This is a genomic window from Clostridium sp. Marseille-P299 (assembly GCF_900078195.1).
Classification (GTDB): Bacteria; Bacillota; Clostridia; order Lachnospirales; family Lachnospiraceae; genus Lachnoclostridium.
In genome coordinates this window covers 482,502-502,056 of record NZ_FJVE01000005.1, presented here as the reverse complement: position 1 = coordinate 502,056, position 19,555 = coordinate 482,502, and the positions used below count along the sequence as shown (strand labels likewise).

Genomic DNA, 19,555 nt, shown 5'->3' with positions numbered 1-19,555 from the left:
TCTCCCATCTGTCAGTTATCCCATATGGCTTTAACTTATATTAAATCTACTAAAAAATTTTATACTCCGTTACCTTTTAAGATAATACATTAAATTGAAATAGTTGATCAAAGGTACGTAGGGTCTTAAAATTGCCTTTCGCACTTAATTCTCCGGACATAAATGCTCCTTGGAACGTTGTTCGTCCATTCACTAATTTATTCATAACCTCAATTGTAGTTTTTGCAGTAACCTGGGCATCTGCCTTTTCGCCATAGTAACAATTTAAATTGTTATTAATAACCTCAATAATTAAGGTTTTATTTAGATCTGTTATATCAATTGCAAAAGAAGCAGCAAAGTCATTCCCTTGTGGTTTATAATTATCCTTAAGGTTTTTAATGTACATATCTTTTGAATCTTCATTGTTATTATTCAACATTCCCTTAAACAATAACGCCAATTCTTCTATGTCTTCCTTTTGCTTTTTAACATAAGTATCATCCGAGACATACTTCGATAATTGTTCGCTCTCTTGTGGCGTTAATTTTAATGTGGATGTATTTTGTACTTTATTAATCATAGCATTGTTACTATTAGGTAATATCACTGCTTTTTGATTAATCATACGATATAAATTTTCAGCTTTACGTTCAATTACTTTTGCATATTCAGAATTTGTCTCAAACTCTGCTGGACTTTCTACATATGCACTGATTCCCTCACACGCAATTCCACCTAAAAGCTCCCATGATTTTTTAAGTGCATGCTCTGCTTCTTTTTCGCCAAAAGTATTCGCTATAACTAAAGGAAACATATATAAGCTCTTTATTTTTTCTTTATCACCATACAACCAACATGCATCAAGAAACTGTTGCATATATCCGCCAATTCCAAACCACTCTACATTAACTGCAAGCACCACTCCATCTGCATCTTTTAAAGAATTTGGCATCATTGCAATTCCATTCTTTTGTTCAAATAAATTAAACCTTGTTACCTCTACGCGAAGTTCCTCTAGTACTTCCGTTATTTTATTCATGACATAAATGGTTGAATCTTCTATTAAACCTCTGCCACCATAGTATATATGAATTTTCAATTATATTATCCCCCTCTTTTTTTGGAATAGATATAATACAGCCGATATTAATACTCCAGCTATTAATCCTCCAATATGAGCAGCATTATCAATACCTTGACTACTCAAACCACCATATAAACTTAATGCTACAAATATAAAAATCTGTCTTGTACTAATATCTTTTAGCCTTCCCTTATTGACGATAACTAAAAAAGCAACTGCACCAACGACACCAAAGATAGCTCCCGAAGCACCTACACTTTGCACAAGTGCACCTTTTCCCATATTATAACTCATAGAAACAAACCCTGCAATGATTCCAGAAGCAAAATATATGATTAAATACTTAATTTTTCCAACAGTTCTTTCTAAAGTATCACCAATAAACAAAAGAACTAACATATTGTTGAACAAATGATCCATTGAACCATGAATAAACATGCTGGTTAATAGACGATAATACTCATTAGCATATTCAATACTTGGCCAGTACAATGCTCCATAAGTATACACTTTATCTTCTAAATGAAATAAATCCATGCTTAAAAATATTACAACATTTATTGCAATTAAAATAAGCGTAGTTATTTCAAATGGCAGTTTTTTATTTCTTCTCAATGGGTGATTGCGAGATTTTTCCCACTCATGATTGCTTTCAAATCCCTGATAACCTTGATAATTACTATCGAAAGATTTACCACCCCTATTAGGATCAGTAGTATAGGAGCTTGTATTCCTTGAATCTGTATTATTTGAATTAAAAATATCCTTGCTTATTACTCTTTCTAGCTCTTTATACAGCGTTGAGAAATCATTTACTTGATTTTCATATCTAATAATTCGCCGATAATTTAGATCTATAATCCAAGTATCCATGCCCTCTTCACAAAACAAACGTACTTTGTTTATCTCAGGCGTAGCAATTAAACTAATCAAATGAATGCTTTGATACATCCCATTATTAAAACGAGAGTAAATCTGCCTTAATATATTTTGATATTGATCTTTTGTGAACTCTGATCCAGTTGACATATGAAGAAGAACAGCAACGTTTACTCCCTGCTCTTTGTTTAAATAATAAATATTAATATTTTCAATATTTACAGAAATGGATCGATATCCTTTTTCTAAGAAATAAGTTCTTATATCTTGAATCAAATTATCATCCTTCCTCAGCCCATGCAAGTGCACATTTAATTGCTCGTTTCCATCCCTTTAATAGTTCTTCTCTCTTTTCATCTACCATACTAGGTAAGAATTGCCCTCCCAATGTCCAATTCTCTTTAATTTCTTTTTTATCTTTCCAGTAACCAGTAGAAAGACCTGCAAGATATGCAGCACCTAATGCTGTTGTTTCAATGCATTTTGGTCTATGAACTTCTGAGTCTAGTATATCTGCTTGAAACTGTATTAAAAAGTTATTAGCACTTGCTCCTCCATCCACCTTTAATATTCTAAGAGCTAAATCTGAATCCTTTTCCATAGCCTTTAAAACATCATAGGTTTGGTAAGCTAAAGACTCTAATGTTGCGCGAATCAAATGTTCCTTATTAAACCCTCTTGTAATTCCAACAATAGTACCTCTTGTATACGGATTCCAATAAGGTGCACCAAGTCCAGTAAAAGCTGGCACAACATATGCCCCATTCGTATCCTCAACGTCAACTGCATACTCCTCAGATTGTTCGGCGTTCTTAATCATTCTTAACTCATCTCGAAGCCATTGTACTGCTGCCCCAGCAACAAAAACGCTACCTTCTAGTGCATATTCTACACTATTTTCGCAACTTGCTGCAATTGTAGTAAGTAACCCATGCTTTGATTCAATTGCATTTGTACCAGTATTCATTAGTAAAAAGCAGCCTGTCCCATAAGTATTTTTAACCTCTCCTGGCTCAAAACAACATTGACCAAATAATGCGGCTTGCTGGTCACCAGCAACTCCACCAATTTGAATTTCTCCACCTAGTAGTCCCGGTGCAGTGTAACCAAATAATGAACTTGATGCTTGTACTTTTGGAAGCATTGATTTTGGAATATCTAATATAGATAAGATTTCATCATCCCAACATAAATTTCTAATATCAAATAGCATTGTTCTTGATGCATTGGTATAGTCTGTTACATGCTCTTTTCCTTTTGTTAAGTTCCATATCAACCATGAGTCTACGGTTCCAAATAATAAATTACCTTTTAAAGCCTCTTCTCTTGCACCTTTTACATGATCTAGAATCCACTTAATCTTTGTTCCGGAAAAATAAGCATCAGGAATTAATCCTGTCTTTTTATGTATAATTTTGTCGTATCCTTGTTTCTTTAAATCCTCTATCATGTCTGCTGTTCTATGACATTGCCATACAATTGCATTGTAGATTGGCTCGCCTGTAATACGGTTCCATACAACTGTTGTCTCTCTTTGATTTGTAATTCCAATTGCATAAATATCCTCAGATTTTGCACCAATAGATGCCATTGCTTCTGCTGCAACGCTAATTTGAGATGACCATATTTCCATAGGATTATGCTCAACCCAACCCGTTTTAGGATATATTTGAGTTATCTCTTTTTGTGCTACTCCACAGACATTTCCTTGCTTGTCAAATAAGATACAACGTGAGCTTGTAGTTCCTTGATCTAATGCCATAATATATTTTTTCATTCGAAATCCTCCAACAAACATAATATCTTTTAAGCTCATCAATTAACGAATATTATACTATGCAGTGCTATATTTTACAACTTTCGTATAAAGACTCTTAATTTAATATGTTTTTTACCGAAAGTATTTGCATTCTTTTTTATTTTATCCATAGTTTTGGTTCTTTATAAATACAAAGGGACTTAATCAAAATAGTGTCTAAACTTAACCTATTTTGTAAAGTCCCTTTCTTTACATACAATTAAATATATAATTTATATTAGCAAAAGCAATTTCATTCCCATGTTCTATTTTTCTTTTTTCATTTCCCTTCACTATCTCTCCATTGACATATGTACCATTGGTTGAGTTTAAATCCGCTATAAAATAGTCACTATCTTCCTTAATAATTTTTGCATGAAATCTGCTAATAGTAGGACTTGGTATGTGAACATCTATATGAGTTTTTAATTTACCGACAAAGAAGGGAAACTCTTCAATCTGGATTACATCATATGTATCTTTATCAACAGGAATGAGTTTAACTAGACTTTGCATTGAAAAATTTGTTAGCATAACAGTTCTTTCTTCCTCATCCATCTCATCCTTTTGTTGTGGATCTTGATTCCATGAAGCATTAAGGGAATGTAAACGAAAAGGCTCAAGATTTGTAGACTTTTTTAAAACCGTACTGTCCTCTGTATTAACAATTGTAGTTAATGATGGTTGTAAATAATCAATTTTAGGTACCATTTTACTTACTTTATGTTTTTTATCAAATATCTTAATGGATACATATACGATAATAACAGCTAAAACAATTAATAAAGAAATACTTTTCACAGGATCAATACTTGGCCTTAATTCTTGGAAAATAAACCTCTTTTTATACGCTAGAATATAAAGAACAATTGCACCAACAATGCTTCCAACACATAAAACATAACAACTTAATGGATAGTATAAGATTTCTTCTTCACCTTCCACGCGTTCTGACACAAATGGAAGTTTATGAAACACATTATTTACTGAATGATTTACATTTAATCCGGATTCTTCTATCAGTCCTTTTTTAGAAGCTGTTTTAATCTCCTTTGGTTTTTTAAATTGATTAGAACCTTTTATATCAACTTGAGTATCTTGCTTATTAAAAACACTCAAAGATTTATTTTTTTCTTCATCAATAGATGACTCCTTATTAACTACATTCAGTTGGTTATTAAATGCCATAGCTTGTTGGTTTGTTGCATCAACATTTATATTTTCTTCTAAAATATCGATTAATTGTTGCATGGTACAAGCTTCATCTTTACTTTTCATATATAATTTATATATTAGCAAAACAGCTGCTTGATCGTTATAATTAACTTTATTCATAAAAAATTCAAACAAATTATGTAGTTGTATTCTTAGTTGACTTCCATACCCTGGGAAATAACATAGTTTAATCTGTGATTTTGATATTTCAAAAAAAATCATATTTGGTGAAAGAATATAATGATTCTCATTTAGTAAGAATTCTTTCCCAGCGTTGACTCCTTCGATAACTCCCTTAAAAATCCGCTTTAACTCCAAATATTGAACGGTATGTTTTTCAAAAACACTAGATAATACTTGTAAGCCATTAATCTCATAGTATGCATACTTTTTCTTGTCAAACATTCTACTCTCAAACTTAAGGTGCCCTGCAATTTCATTGTATTTTAGCACCTGCTCATGATAGTCACTAGAAATCAAATCTTCATCATGAATAACAAGATAATTATGATACATATCTCTTTTATATTCAGTAATCATCCTAATCCTCCAAGTTTTTTTAACAAGCACTTTTAACGAATTGCATTTAAAACTTCAACCACTTTATCAATTGCATTTCCAACGCCTTTTATACTTTCACCAGTCCTTAATGCAACATCTAGAATCCTTGTTGTCTCTTCTCTTGGAAATATTGGTGCTTTTACCTTAAATGGAACTTCTATCGTATCCAATGAAAACATACGAAAAACACTAAGAAGTGGAATCTTATAAGATAAAATCCCTTGATATGTAATATTAGTTAAACTTGTATCTACTGCTAGTTCTTCTAATTTGCCGATAAATAAGCCATGATTAAAGGTATTGGTAATCGTTGTTTTTAAATATTTTTTCTCTTCTGTTTTACTATCAAGAAAGAAATAAAAGATACTACGATTAAGCTCATTAACACTACCATCATTGGTAATACTATATTGAATTAGGTTTGACCCCTCCAGGGCCAAGTTATGCATTTGTGATTCAAACTTCACTCGATCGTGTAAATAAAAGTTAAAGTATATAATTAAAAATACAATCACAGATACCATTGGAACGATAATAGAGGCTTCCACAGTAAGGCTTGCAGGCAACTCTTTAAAAGAAGATTCCGATTTATTTCTTTTTTCATTCATTAAATGATTCCTCCAAGCAATATACAGCATATATATCCCAGAAATAAAAATGGAACAAAGGGAATTTTCCTTTTACGATTTCTAAAATTACGAATTAATAAAATGCTTGAATAAATTGCTGCAAATAGTAAGGCATAGCATAACATCTCAAGATTTCTCCATATACCAAGTCCTAATCCAGTCACACATAGTAAAAGACCATCACCCATACCTATTGCTCCACGTGTTACTTTACTAATTACAATAAATAAAACTCCGACTATCATTCCGGTTATGCATTGGATAATTCCAATATCAGTACGAATTAGTGTTCCTATAACAATCGGAATCATAAATATAATTAATTTTTTTAGATGAATCGTTTTTTTATGAATATCATCAACACTGCAGATTAGGAGCAATAAAAACACTAGACCATTGATAATTAGTGCAATTGCATTTATTTTCATATATTCTAGTATCAATTTTTACCTCCCGCTCTTGATGCACATTTGCTACATTTGTTTTTATTTCCTACCTCTGATAACTTTATCTGCTTTACACTACGCTTTATCTTACTACAACTTGTTGAGATGTGATACCGTGTACCATATTTGGTAATATAGACAGTTGCCTGTGTTTGTTCTAATTCTTCAGCTTTGGATTTCACACACCCCTCACACCCATAGTACTTCCCTCCACTATCGTTTTTCTTATTGGAAATATCATTTATACTCACTTGCTCTAGGTTTATTTTTATATGAGTGCAATCACTGTAAGTATGATAAACTGTGCCACTTTCAGTAACATAGACCATTTCTTCATCTGGGTCGACCTTTGATTCACCGCTTTTTTTAGATACTGCATAACCATTAAAACTATGCATACGAACACTTTGCACAACAGAAAAACTCGGTAATATTTCAGAAAAGACAGGAGTTTTTACTTTGTATGACATCTTAATTGTTACAAATTCATCTTCATCATATAAGTTCGATCCTAAAAATGAAATTCCGCTATACCCACCTTTAATAAATAGGCTTAAATTATTATTTATAGTCATATGTTTTTTTACATAAGACTTAATTAATGTAGCATCCGTTAAGCAGTAAAGTAAGGTTGCTAACTCGCTATCCTCAATCCCAGATACTAATTTTTCTTCATCTTCATCAGCATTCTTATTACTACTTTCCTTATCATCGTTATCCTGATCAGAATTTTGATTTTCTTTTTCTTTTAACTCTTCCCCCCTATTTTCAATATACCGAACAAGATAGCCATAAGAAGCTACGGTTTCACATGCTTTTGTTGATGCGTTATGTAAATTTTCTTGAATCCCAATTAAGTAAAAGAAAAATAAAAAAGCATAGCAAGTAAATATAAATATAGGAAGTACAATGGCAGCCTCTACCGTTAAGGATGCTGTTAATAACTCATTTTTATTTTTTAGCTTTTTCATACCATAAGCTCCTATCATAATACGGTAAGACCTCTGTTTTTTTCACACATGGTTTTTGCAAATGATTTCTTGGAGAGAGAAATAAAATTATTGTTATTGGTTAATTTGAACATATATTATGTAAAAAAACAGAGATCTTACCGTATTATATTTTTTAATAAGAAACAGCAGCATTTATATCATACTCATATCCGCGTACAGATTTCATATCTTGATCCGTAATAAAAGGCATAGATAAAAATACTTGAGGCATTTCAAACCTAACATTTACTTCATAATTTGTAATACATCTAGACAATAAAAAGTCACTATCGTATACGTATCTTAAGTTTTCCTGTATAAGGTCCATGGTTCTATAATTCTGCTTTGTTTTATTTTGTACTAATAAAAATAGGCGAATATAATCCTTATAGCCAAAATAAAGGCCATTTTTTACACTCTCATAATCTTTAGCCTTACTTATAATCTTTTCTTTGCTCATACTAAGCACTTCCGTAAACTCTAGTGTAAAGTTTTCTCTAGTTGTAAGTATTGGGACGTCTTTGCCTAACATAATTGATGCAGTTTCAACAAGTGCTGCTTCAAATGCCCAAACAAATAAAACAATATACTTTGTTACGCTTACTAAGAACGGCAATCCTGAAAATCCCACTAATGCAGTGGCAAACGATAGTGCTGTACTATTTTTTTGAGAATCTGTAAAGACATGCAATAAATTTACAATGGTACGTATTAGAACTATTCTCGTGGCCGTTGCCTCGGCATTTTCATTGTCTGTAGTATTTCCAAATAAAATATACTCAAGTTCATAATTTAAGACTTGTTCACCAGTTGTATCTTTTAACAAATAATCAGAACAATGATCCTCCAAGTATGCAATGTATAAAATATTCTCAAGTATTTTGTTTCCACCTTCTGCAAGGACACTGCCAATGGATATTCCTGCTTGGTCAAAGGTCCCTATCATTTCATTGTTATTCTTTTCTTTTGTCGCATTCGATAGCATTTCATCCATAGCTACATTTGAATTTTCTTTTCCTATACTCATTGAGGTAGAAATTAAACTTCCCTCTGGTAGCTTTGCTTTCGATAATTGATCCATGTCTTCTATTACTAATCCTGCAATACCTGAATTAATTAAGCTCTTAAATGTACTAAGTACTTTATTACTCTCTTTTTCTAATTTAAAACTACTATAGTCTATTGCTAGACCACTATGACTATATTGTTTAAACATCGAATCAATTGTTTGTAATTCATTTTTCCATGAGTTTAAGGATCCAACAAAAAACTGCGGAATACCTTTTTTATTTATATTATTTAATACTTCTTTATTACTTTGTAACGTTTCTTTCATTTGCGTAATGTTGTATATGATACTTATTTTTGATACCGTTTCATCGGTATATGCTTTCATCTCATCCGAACTTCTTAATAATTCTTCATAAAAGCTTTGCTCTAATTTATCTTTTGCTGCAGCTACACTATCTATTAGAGAGTCAACATAAGAGCTTGATTCTCTTCTTGAATCATTTATGGATTCAATACAACTTAAAGCACTCTCTATGGATCCTAAAGTACCTATAACAAGTGTTTCTAAATTGCTTTGTTTTGAATTTATATCCGTAATACAATCTTGATATGCATTTCTTGCACTTCGAATAGAACTTCTTAAACTCATAACCTTTGCAAGATAAACAGGATTTAAATAGTCATCCTCTTCTAATAACTCATCTAGCTCATCTTCATAATCCTCCCATTGTTCTTTTTTATCAACAGCTTCCTCTCCCTTTGATATTAAATCACGAATAATATTACTTGGACTTACATACTTCCCTTGGATTTCTGCATACAACGCTGAATTGTTAATTTGCACAGAATCCTGAGAAACTGAGAAATTAACTATTCTTTTAGCATAATTACTAACCGTTAATGGCTTACCTTTTTTACTTAGTTTAATACCATTCTCATCTACTTCAAAACCGTCAATATACTTAATTAACTCAAGCATCTTTTTATCAATTTCATATAGCTTTGTTTCCACTTCAAGCTTTTCATTTAGTAATTCATTAGATTCTTCTGTTGATGCTAAAAGATTAAACTTTTGCAAGAATTGAGTGAGTAAATCTGCTGCAGAATCATACTTTTGATACTGAATTGCTTGCTTCTTTAATATATCCCCATTCTTATCAATAATTGATCTACGCTCATTTAAAGTAACGGAATCTACAGTAAGATTACATATTAGAAAATTTTTATTTGCATTAAAATGTAAGTACAAAGGATTGATTTCTGGATGTAAGCTATCCTCCATCGTTTGCTTAATTCTATTTATTAATTCCGCCTCATTTTTGTTTACATCACCATATCCAATATCTAAGCCAAAAAGATGATATTTTTCATAAAGTGGTAAGTAATATTCACCTAGCGTAGATCTCATTGCTGTGTTTAATACCCGATTTGCATAAACTTTTGCAGTGGATACTCTTGCTGCTTCAACACTGGTAGTGATTATAGCTAATATCAAAAATAAGATTAATGTTAAATACGCAGTGATAGAACCTTCTTTTTGATTTCTGCACATAATATAACCTCCTACTTATAAGAATGGGTAGATATTATAAGCTTATTAATCATTATTAATTGTACCAACATCATCTAAAATATCATCAAATACGTCTTTCACTAACTGTGTAATACTTGTTCTAAATATTAAAACAAGTCCAATGAGCACTACTAAAATTAAAATAATTTCAACTACTCCTATACCATCTTCTTCTTTTAAAAATCTTTTTACTACGTTTATCATATCTTTCTTCCTCTCTTTTTTGTTATGATGTCTGTTTCTGTTATAATGACATTCCTTGAAAAATCATAATCCTATGTATATTACTAAAAACTAAAGTTCAAAAATGCAGGAACCAAAACAATCAATAAAACAATGAAAAGCATTCCAACCATAGGTCCAAGTAACTTAGTTCCAGCCTCCTCACCTAAACGTTTGGCGGTTTCTTTTCGTTCTGTAAACGCATCCAAGGCTTCTAATTCAAGCATTGGTACAATTCCTTTTGTACCTTTTTTCATATTTTGAACAATAATCGTACTAAATCTTAAATAACACATTAAAGAGCACCTTTGCCCATAAGCGTCATATACCATTGCCTCTGGTTTTCCAAGTTCTAACTCTCTTACGGCCACAACTAACTCTTCATAAGCATATCTCCCCACCTCCTTTTTCTTTTTCGGATTACTATCTTCTCTCCTCCTTTTCTTTAAATAATCTAAAGTTATTCTTTCAAACGCTGCACGAATGGTCATACCAGCATTTAATAGCAAGGTAAACTTACTTACGATTTCAGGATAATCAATTAACATTTGCAAATTTCTTAGCTTTTGTTTACTTTTTAGTGTTGATTCCATACCTAACATAATGCAAAAACTTGCTACGAGCCCAAGCAATAATAGATAGATAGATGAATTTTCATTCTTTAAGTTCCAAAATAAAGAATAGTTACCTACTTTCTCAGGTAATTTTAGTGAATCCTCTTTTCTTGTGGATTGATCAATTTCAATTAAAGCTTCATTTAACGCTTTATTAAATATTTCTATCTCAGAATATTCTTTCGGTAGAATCCGAATATACAGGCTATATAATATTTGATGCTCATAATATGATAACTCTGCTACTAGCTCTACTAACACGCCCTCTTTTGGTGACTCTTCATTCCGAAGAACTCCTTGTTCATTTATATATGTTGAATCACTTACACTCCATTTAATTTTTATACTTGTATTTGGTATTTTAGTTACTAGATTTAGGTTGGAAGTCACCTCATTGGTAGATTGATTACTACCTAACATTTCTCTATCGATATACAATTTAGCCTCTTCAAATAAAGCTTCTACTTTATCATCATTTATTTGCTTTTCACTAACTTTAACGTCAACGCTTCCTGCGATACCGTTTTTCGTTGCATATTCAACATTTATGGATTCCTCACCAACTCCCATAACTGGTCTAATAAGTTGATTTCCAAATATATATTGACTTTTGCTTTTTGCAGATAAATCTGCAAATATAGCAAGTAATAACGAAGCCATCCCTACCACAACCATAAGTGAGATTTTCCTATAAAAATATAGATTTTGCATTTCATTAGCTTTCCCTATATATAGCTCCTCAAATACGCGTTTGCGTTGTGTATGCTCCTTTGGTTTAATTATTTTAGAAATTTTAATCTTTATATAAAAAATCAAAGGATAGATAATTCGAAGTGGATCTTCATTTTTATCTAATTGCATAAAATACTCTTTATTGTAGTTTCTAGAAAGAAACATCATCAGAAAAAACAATAGAAAAACAACGAATCCAATAAGAGACACTAACTCCCCTCCTTTGCTATATTTCAATATTGGTTATGTTATTTGCCACTTTATTAATAAAAATATATAGGACTAAAATGATTGTCATAAAAACGATACCAAATAGATTATGATAAAGAGGATCTAGAAAGCCAGGTGAACCTAGCCATAGATATAATATAATTCCAAAGGGAATTACTTTTAGAATCGTTACTTCAAATTGCTTTGCAGTAATCATTGTTATAATTTCGCGCTTAACTTCTAATTTATCACTAATAGCATTGCTAGTGGTTCTTATTACTTTAACGATATCTCCGCCTGTTCGTTTCGCCGTTAGTAATACTTCTGCGAAGCTTTCAATATCTTCAATACCACTACGAAGTGCAAATTGCTCCATTGCTTCTTCAATAGTTACGTTGTTTTTTACTTGCCTTTGTATATGCAAGAATTCCTTAATGATTTCTGTTTCATCGTTATACATCAATTTTAAATCAGTAATTGCTTCACCCATGGCATTTTCCAATGAATACCCAGCTTCTAGGGCCGCTAATATACATCTTATACCATCTCGAAATCCAATACTTAACCTTTGTTTTCTTAATATCATATATTTATTTTTCTGTTCTTTGGTATAGAAATAAACATATGGTAAAAGTATTATTATTCCAAGTAAACTACGATAAAAAATAAATCCAACCACACAGCAAAGAATTACTCCTTTTGCAATAACAGTTAAAAGTTCTTTTTGTGTAAATTCATAATCTGAATAATTTGAAATCACTTTTCCTCCTGTTTATTATCCTTATCTTTTCAAACGGATAACCCTGCTTTTAATAATTTATGTTGATGAAACAGTGAATTTTCTGTTTTACTTAGCTTACCTAATACCAGTCCATCGGCAGTTTCACCTTCTTCTTCAAACTTATATAAACAATTCATACGGATTTCTCCGTTTACACAATCCAAAACTTCTGAGATTTCCATAACCCTCCTTGACTTATCTCTTAATCTCCCCAACTGAATTATGATATCGATTGCAGATGCTATTTGCTTTCTTACAGCTAAAAGTGGAATATCTGCTCCCAATAAAACCATGGTTTCTAACCTTGATAGCATATCCGTCGGAGAGTTGGCATGACCAGTACTCATTCCGCAGTGCCCAGTATTAAGTGCTTGCAACATATCAATACTAGATGCATCTCTTACCTCTCCTACCACAATTCGATCCGGCCGCATTCTAAGGCTAGACTTAATTAAATCACGTATACTAATCTCATTATCCCCTTCAACATTTGCGTTTCTAACTTCTAAACTAACTAAATTTGGTATGTTTTTAATTTGTAATTCAGCTGAATCTTCGATTGTTATAATGCGCTCATCACCTGGTATATAGTTAGATAAAGCATTTAAAAATGTTGTTTTACCTGTTCCCGTTCCACCACTTACAAAAATGTTATACCCCGAGATTACTAATTTTTTCAAAAATTCAGCTGCTTCTTCAGGTAATGATTTGATTTTTACAAGCTTGTCCATGGTCATCGTTTCTTCTGGAAACTTTCTGATTGTTACAATTGGTCCACATAAAGAAATTGGTGGAAGAACAATATTAACACGAGAGCCATCACTAAGTCTGGCGTCAACAATAGGGCTTGCCTCATTGATAATACGATTGGAGCCTGCAACAATATGCTGAATTACATCTTCTAATTTACGGTTAGACTCAAATTTTTTCTCCCATTTTGTGATTCTACCATTTCTCTCTATAAAAATATTACTTGCTCCATTAATCATTATTTCAGTAATTGATGAATCTTCCACAAGTTCTTGTAAAACATCCAGCCGACGTATAGAATTAAAAATTTCTTTTCGATACTGCTGCTTTTCCTTTATACTTAAGTAATAATCTCTGCTTTTGTTCTTTATAACTATATCTATCATATCTAAAAGCTCATTATCATCAATTTCTTTTGAAAGGTCTATTTTATCCATAACTCGTTCTTGAAGCTCTTTTTTATAGTCTCTCTCCGGTTCCAATTAATAGTCCCTCCCTTACAATCAATTCTTTTGCAAATTGATTAAATTTCCCTTCTTTTATAGACACCCATAAATCTATGTCTAGCTCTAAGTTTAATGATGCTATTTGAAATATCTTTTTTGCAAACAATTCATCTTTTTTTAGAATTACTTGCCTTCGAAATTCCCGATCCTTCTCCCGATGTAACTCCCCTTTATTCATAACCTGATATATGTAATCGCAATGTTCCATAAGAGCTAATGTAAAGTGATTAAAATTCCCCATATCTATAATAATAACATCATAACCTAGATTCGTTTTAATTTCATTTAATAACTTGTTTGTTTCCTCTTCCATCAATTCAAAAAGATCAATCCAATGAGAAACTCCCGCGATATAATCAAATGTTTCTTTTTTATCTACAATTGAATTAATTTTAAGGGATAGGTTATTATTTTTCTGTTTCATAAAATATATTAATTCAGAGATTCCTTGTATTTCTTCTCTTACACCTAATATTTTAGAGTTAAGAAATGGATCAAAACTTAACAAAAGTGTTTTTCTAGTTTTACCGTATTCATAGGCAAGGGATAAACTTATAAGGTTTGAGCTTGGTTCTTGTGCTGGAGAACAAACTCCTATAACGCATAAATCACTATTTACAGTCTCCCTAATATGAATTTTGTGAGTTCCCTCATAACACTTTAGAATTTCTTTTATAATAATTTCAACGGACTGGTATTTAAAAATACTTTTCTTATTCTCATCATCGGATGTAATCATGGTTTCAACTAAAGCAATTTTTTGTTTCGCGCTACTTTGTTCCATAACAATATCATGATAATCATTTTGATATAGTAAAATAGCAACACTATTTTCCGCCTCATACTCTAAATATGCACTCTCATCTGTAAATGCAACGATAGTAAAATTAAATCCTTCTTTTAGCTTTATATAATGGATAAGTTGTTCTAGATATTCTTTTTCTTTATCTAAAATTGCAAGAATTTCACTCATTTAGCACCTCCTAATAAAATAAGTTGTACGCAAAGTGCCGCGAATATAGGAATTGAAAAGTGGATCGCATTTTTGTAATTGTCCCCTTTTGCATCATAATATTCTAATTCCCTGCAATAACTAACACCTTTTATATACTGAATAAAATAATTTGCCCTTTGCTTTATATTGCGGTTTTTAAATAATTTAAAACAAGACAATGCAGCACCAAGAAAAAATGAAACCACGATAACTTTTAAAACCATCTGTGGACCTAAAAACAATCCGATCACTGAAAATAATTTAATATCACCGGCACCAAACATACGAAGTATGAATAGGGGCATAAGTATTAGAATTGGTAAACCCATTCCACATAGATACATTAAGATAGTCTGTAGGTCTTTCTCAAAAATTAAGAATAATCCCCCCATCAATAGCCCTACTATGATTGTTATATTTTTTATTTTATATGTTTTAATGTCTTGAATTAAGGCAATAAAAACAATGATTGATAAACATACGATTTTAAGCAAATCATTCACTCCCTTCCATTTAATTTTTTCAACCCCTCTATATAACGGAAAATAAGTATAGAAAACTAGAATCAAATAGTTTGAATTAATTTAGGATTTAAAAGATGTAGTTCTATAGATATGATGTAATTCCTATAGATTTTAAGAACTATATATTGAAATATTTAATATAATATCTTACAAGTATTTTTTAATTATATATATAATTTTCATTATAATTATTTGGATTTAATCTCATAAGAGTTCTTGAAATAGCTCATGTTAAGAATTTAATATAATTAGATTAATTTAGATATGAAAAAAAGACATTGATTTAATTAGATTTTTAGCACAGATAAAATCATAGATGCTTTGCTATTAGAATAGTAAAATAGATACTCTGTTTAAAAAAGATTATATAAGTAGGGAATATAATTATTTTTAGAAATAGATATAATGTTTATTTGGATTTTTAAAATTCATATATTCATTCAAATTCTAAAAATCATTTATACAACAATACAGAATTTTCAGTAGATAAACCGAGTTTATAGAATCATTAATACTTTATATTTAACTGATAAATCTATGATACTTCAATAAAAAAAGTCTGTCAATTCTTTCTTCCAGACTTTTATTTCTTCTACTTAATGCATATATTTTCATTGATTTTTTATGCAAACTATTTTCTAACTTACCCATGTCTACCTATGAATTTGTAGTTATCAACAATAGTTGTCCTATTTTCTGTAATTATTCACGATATGCATGTTTTATCCACATGCATATCCCAATTATAGTTTTACTATTTTCTCAAAATGAATGTACCGCCATATAATAAAAGAATTCCTGGGATACCAAGCAAACCTACTGCTGCTATGGATAATACATTAATACCTACCATTGTCATTATTTCTACTTGCTCAAATACAAAATTAAGTAGATATACACATGTGATACCAAATATAGTACGGAGCAATAAGTTAAAAACAAAGTTTGCATGATGTTTACACAAATAAATAACTAGAAAAATAGCTAGCACAAGAACTACGCCTATTACAATATATGTAGTCATAAGAATGTATCACCTTTCATTTAGGGTTGTCTTTCTATATATATATTCGTCATTTAATTGTATAGACCTGTATTCAATTTTTTTATAAAAATATCCGTGGCAGGTATAATGTTACCATTTTCTGACTATACTATATAAATAATTGGACTGGTACCAATTACATACAGACAAAATTAAATCATTTTAGCAATTATACATTGTTAAAAGCCCATTGGGAATATTTTAAAATATTAGAAAGGTAGTGTTTACGTGAGTTTATTTAAAAAGAAATATAATAATCCTAACGAATCCTTACTACGAGAGATAGCAAGTACACAGCGTGCGTTAGAAGCCGCTTACTCGAATTTTGAAAATGTAATTGACCCAGACTTAATTGATTCTTACATTTATGAAGTAAATGCAATACAACATCGTTATAAATTTCTATTAAAACAAGCAAAACACGCAGAGCAAACAATCTCAGCTGTTTGATAAAATATTCGAACCTTTCTTCCAAAAGAGGCTGTTGCAAAACATATTAACTATGTATTGCAACAGCCTCTCCTTTATTTTATAAACTGCAACCAAACGTCATTTCCTACAAAATACATTTTAAATTTCAATAAAAACTATCTTTTATGCATGCCATATATCATCTGTATAGTCTTTAATCGTTCTATCACTTGAGAATTTTCCTGCATTACATGTATTTATAAAACATTTTCTTCTAAACTTATACATATCCTTGTAATCTTCATTCACTCGAAGTTTAGCTTCAATATAAGGAATAAGATCAAGTAATAAATAATAATGATCTGGCTGATGCCAACTAGCCCCTTCAAGAATTGATGTGTATAATTCTTTAAACATTCCCGTATTACCATCATCAAACGTACCATCTACTAAAGTGTCAACAACTTTCTTAATTCTAGGATTCTCTTCATAAAGTTTTCTAGAATTATATGTGTGCTTAATCGCCCCTATTTCTTCCACTTTTGCACCAAAGATATAATTATTATCCTCACCCGCTTCAGCAACAATCTCTACATTTGCACCGTCATAAGTTCCTAGCGTTACTGCACCATTTAACATAAACTTCATATTACCAGTTCCAGATGCCTCTGTACCAGCTGTTGAAATTTGCTCCGAAACATCTGCCGCTGGAAAGATTTTTTCTCCATAAGATACATTATAATTTTGAACGAAAACTACTTGTAATTTATCTTTAACATCCACATCATTATTCACCAATTTAGCTATTTCATTGATATATTTAATAATACCTTTTGCTCTAAAATATCCTGGAGCTGCTTTAGCACCAAAAATAAATACTGTTGGATAAAACTCTTTTATTCGTCCTTCTTTTATTCCATAGTAAATATCTAAAATCGAAAAAGCATTCAGAAGTTGTCGTTTATATTCATGCAATCTCTTCACTTGGATATCAAACATAAAATCTGGTGATATTGTAATCCCTTCATTCTGCTTAATAAATTCAGCAAGTTGTGTTTTTTTAATCTGCTTGATATCATTAAATTGCTTAATTACATTCGTATCATCTTTAAAAGCTTCCAACTTTTTAAGGTTAGTTAAGTCAGTAATCCATGCGTTTCCGATTTTATCTGAAATAAATCCCGAAAGTTCCATGTTTGATAGCGCTAGCCATCTTCTTTGCGTAATCCCGTTTGTTTTATTATTAAATCGTTCTGGATATAAAGCATACCATTCTTTTAATGCATCATTCTTTAAAATATCAGTATGAATTCTTGCAACGCCATTGGTTGAGTGACTTGAGAAAATCGCCAACCTAGCCATATGTATACGCTCTTCATCTATAATATAGTATTGCTTCTTATCCTCTTCTTTTACTTTAAATGTTGTAAGTTCCTTAAGAAGAGCTTTTTGAATCATTACCACATATTTATAAACATCTGGTATTATGGATTTAAATAGTTTTATACCCCACTTTTCTAAAGCTTCTGCCATAATCGTATGATTGGTATAGGCAAACGTTTCTTTTGCAATTTTAAATGCCTTAGCAAACGTTAAACCTTCTTTCTCCATTAATAAGCGAAGTAATTCTGGTATTGCAACAACAGGATGTGTGTCATTTAACTGAATTGCATACTCCTCTGAAAAATGTGCAAAATTATCCTTATATTTTCTCTTATAAGATCGAATAATATCCTGAAGAGTCGCACTTGCAAAGAAGTATTGTTGTCTTAAGCGAAGTTTTTTTCCGGCATCCAATGTGTCATTTGGATATAAAACGCTACAGATTGCTTCGGCTTCCACACGATCTTTTGCCGCTTTCTCATACTTTTGATCATTAAACAAATCAAAATGAAAATTTACAATAGGTTCTGCCTGCCATAAACGCAAAAGGTTAATCTTTTTCTTTCCATATCCAATTACCGGCATATCATAAGGAATTGCTAATACTGAAAAGTCCTTATAATCAACCCTTACACTCTCCTCTTCATTACGTATAGACCATGGATCTCCTACCTTTGTCCAATCATCGGCTGTTTCCTTTTGAAAACCATCTTCAAAATATTGCTTAAATAATCCATATTTATAACGTATACCGTATCCGTTCAAACGTATTCCATTGGTTGCCCCTGAATCTAGAAAACATGCTGCTAATCTCCCAAGTCCCCCATTGCCAAGTGCAGCATCTTCAATCTCTTCAAACATTCGGATGTCCCTACCTGATTCTGACATTAACTCTGAAAATTGATGAAAAAGACCAAGATTTAATAAATTATTATATACCATCCTACCAATTAAAAACTCCGCTGACAAATAGCACACCTTTTTTTCATTTCCACTTGTCGCCTCATTAGAAAATTCTTTACCTATAGATAACATAGCTGCCCTAGACACTGCATGATATAATTCAACAGTACTTGCCTGCTTCATATCTGTTTCATAATCTAATCTTAGAATTTCAACAACGTTTTCTTTAAATGAAGTCATTTTTTTGTCCTCCCTTGTTATAAAATAATAATTAAGCAAATATTTTCGATATTTTTCGAAACTTAATTAT

17 protein-coding genes are annotated in these 19,555 nt (G+C 31.1%); 1 reads left to right on the top strand and 16 read right to left on the bottom strand.

Translation table 11 applies throughout. The features are described from left to right. Positions 1-76 precede the first annotated feature (76 nt). From BN4220_RS04045 to BN4220_RS03975, 15 genes are all read right to left on the bottom strand, one after another. Complete coding sequence (locus BN4220_RS04045; RefSeq protein WP_066713943.1) at positions 77-1,081, bottom strand: SCP2 sterol-binding domain-containing protein; 1,005 nt, start codon at positions 1,079-1,081, stop codon at positions 77-79. Continuing rightward, complete coding sequence (locus tag BN4220_RS20405) at positions 1,082-2,221, bottom strand: rhomboid family intramembrane serine protease (protein ID WP_066713940.1); 1,140 nt, start codon at positions 2,219-2,221, stop codon at positions 1,082-1,084. It abuts the gene before it with no gap. A 4-nt stretch (positions 2,222-2,225) separates the two neighbouring features. Continuing rightward, positions 2,226-3,722: a glycerol kinase GlpK gene (glpK, locus tag BN4220_RS04035; RefSeq protein WP_066713937.1), complete on the bottom strand. Its 1,497-nt coding sequence runs from the start codon at positions 3,720-3,722 to the stop codon at positions 2,226-2,228. A gap of 231 nt (positions 3,723-3,953) precedes the next feature. Further along, the gene (locus BN4220_RS04030) at positions 3,954-5,498 is read right to left on the bottom strand and encodes a DUF6382 domain-containing protein (RefSeq protein ID WP_066713934.1); all 1,545 of its coding nucleotides are present in this window, start codon (positions 5,496-5,498) and stop codon (positions 3,954-3,956) included. A gap of 32 nt (positions 5,499-5,530) precedes the next feature. After that, positions 5,531-6,127, bottom strand: coding sequence for a hypothetical protein (locus BN4220_RS04025; RefSeq protein ID WP_066713931.1), 597 nt, complete (start codon positions 6,125-6,127; stop codon positions 5,531-5,533). Beyond that, entirely contained in the window at positions 6,127-6,591 is a 465-nt protein-coding gene (locus BN4220_RS04020; protein WP_066713929.1) for a prepilin peptidase, read from the bottom strand. Before BN4220_RS04020 ends, BN4220_RS04025 begins: the two co-directional genes overlap by 1 nt. After that, positions 6,588-7,565 (bottom strand): pilus assembly protein, encoded by a 978-nt coding sequence (locus tag BN4220_RS04015; RefSeq protein ID WP_148401683.1) that lies wholly within the window; start codon positions 7,563-7,565, stop codon positions 6,588-6,590. The genes BN4220_RS04020 and BN4220_RS04015 overlap by 4 nt, the downstream gene beginning before the upstream one ends. Before the next feature lie 154 nt (positions 7,566-7,719). Then, positions 7,720-10,149, bottom strand: coding sequence for a DUF5702 domain-containing protein (locus tag BN4220_RS04010; protein ID WP_066713925.1), 2,430 nt, complete (start codon positions 10,147-10,149; stop codon positions 7,720-7,722). Positions 10,150-10,194: 45 nt separating this feature from the next. Further along, positions 10,195-10,374, bottom strand: coding sequence for a Flp1 family type IVb pilin (locus BN4220_RS04005; RefSeq protein ID WP_066713923.1), 180 nt, complete (start codon positions 10,372-10,374; stop codon positions 10,195-10,197). A gap of 83 nt (positions 10,375-10,457) precedes the next feature. Beyond that, positions 10,458-11,867 (bottom strand): type II secretion system F family protein, encoded by a 1,410-nt coding sequence (locus tag BN4220_RS04000; RefSeq protein WP_197467885.1) that lies wholly within the window; start codon positions 11,865-11,867, stop codon positions 10,458-10,460. A gap of 97 nt (positions 11,868-11,964) precedes the next feature. Then, the gene (locus tag BN4220_RS03995) at positions 11,965-12,708 is read right to left on the bottom strand and encodes a type II secretion system F family protein (protein ID WP_066713917.1); all 744 of its coding nucleotides are present in this window, start codon (positions 12,706-12,708) and stop codon (positions 11,965-11,967) included. 29 nt (positions 12,709-12,737) lie between these two features. Continuing rightward, complete coding sequence (locus BN4220_RS03990; protein ID WP_066714041.1) at positions 12,738-13,916, bottom strand: CpaF family protein; 1,179 nt, start codon at positions 13,914-13,916, stop codon at positions 12,738-12,740. Positions 13,917-13,938: 22 nt separating this feature from the next. Next, entirely contained in the window at positions 13,939-14,958 is a 1,020-nt protein-coding gene (locus BN4220_RS03985; RefSeq protein WP_066713914.1) for a hypothetical protein, read from the bottom strand. Next, entirely contained in the window at positions 14,955-15,473 is a 519-nt protein-coding gene (locus BN4220_RS03980; protein ID WP_066713911.1) for an A24 family peptidase, read from the bottom strand. Before BN4220_RS03980 ends, BN4220_RS03985 begins: the two co-directional genes overlap by 4 nt. Positions 15,474-16,257: 784 nt before the next feature. Further along, complete coding sequence (locus BN4220_RS03975) at positions 16,258-16,527, bottom strand: pro-sigmaK processing inhibitor BofA family protein (RefSeq protein WP_066713908.1); 270 nt, start codon at positions 16,525-16,527, stop codon at positions 16,258-16,260. Between the two features lie 249 nt (positions 16,528-16,776). Here BN4220_RS03975 and BN4220_RS03970 point away from each other — a divergent pair, with 249 nt between their 5' ends. Next, entirely contained in the window at positions 16,777-16,998 is a 222-nt protein-coding gene (locus BN4220_RS03970; protein WP_066713905.1) for a YaaL family protein, read from the top strand. Between the two features lie 144 nt (positions 16,999-17,142). On the opposite strand, the gene BN4220_RS03965 is transcribed toward BN4220_RS03970, so the two are convergent. Then, a complete protein-coding gene (locus tag BN4220_RS03965) occupies positions 17,143-19,485 on the bottom strand; it encodes a glycogen/starch/alpha-glucan phosphorylase (RefSeq protein WP_066713902.1) in 2,343 nt (780 codons plus the stop codon). Between the last annotated feature and the right edge of the window lie 70 nt (positions 19,486-19,555).

Excerpts from the sequence above, each read along its gene's own strand:
- glpK (WP_066713937.1), bottom strand. The coding sequence starts at position 3,722 with ATGAAAAAATATATTATGGCATTAGATCAAGGAACTACAAGCTCACGT.
- BN4220_RS04030 (WP_066713934.1), bottom strand. The coding sequence starts at position 5,498 with ATGATTACTGAATATAAAAGAGATATGTATCATAATTATCTTGTTATT.
- BN4220_RS04025 (WP_066713931.1), bottom strand. The coding sequence starts at position 6,127 with ATGAATGAAAAAAGAAATAAATCGGAATCTTCTTTTAAAGAGTTGCCT.
- BN4220_RS04015 (WP_148401683.1), bottom strand. The coding sequence starts at position 7,565 with ATGAAAAAGCTAAAAAATAAAAATGAGTTATTAACAGCATCCTTAACG.
- BN4220_RS04010 (WP_066713925.1), bottom strand. The coding sequence starts at position 10,149 with ATGTGCAGAAATCAAAAAGAAGGTTCTATCACTGCGTATTTAACATTA.
- BN4220_RS04005 (WP_066713923.1), bottom strand. The coding sequence starts at position 10,374 with ATGATAAACGTAGTAAAAAGATTTTTAAAAGAAGAAGATGGTATAGGA.
- BN4220_RS04000 (WP_197467885.1), bottom strand. The coding sequence starts at position 11,867 with ATGCAATTAGATAAAAATGAAGATCCACTTCGAATTATCTATCCTTTG.
- BN4220_RS03990 (WP_066714041.1), bottom strand. The coding sequence starts at position 13,916 with ATGGATAAAATAGACCTTTCAAAAGAAATTGATGATAATGAGCTTTTA.
- BN4220_RS03985 (WP_066713914.1), bottom strand. The coding sequence starts at position 14,958 with ATGAGTGAAATTCTTGCAATTTTAGATAAAGAAAAAGAATATCTAGAA.
- BN4220_RS03975 (WP_066713908.1), bottom strand. The coding sequence starts at position 16,527 with ATGACTACATATATTGTAATAGGCGTAGTTCTTGTGCTAGCTATTTTT.
- BN4220_RS03965 (WP_066713902.1), bottom strand. The coding sequence starts at position 19,485 with ATGACTTCATTTAAAGAAAACGTTGTTGAAATTCTAAGATTAGATTAT.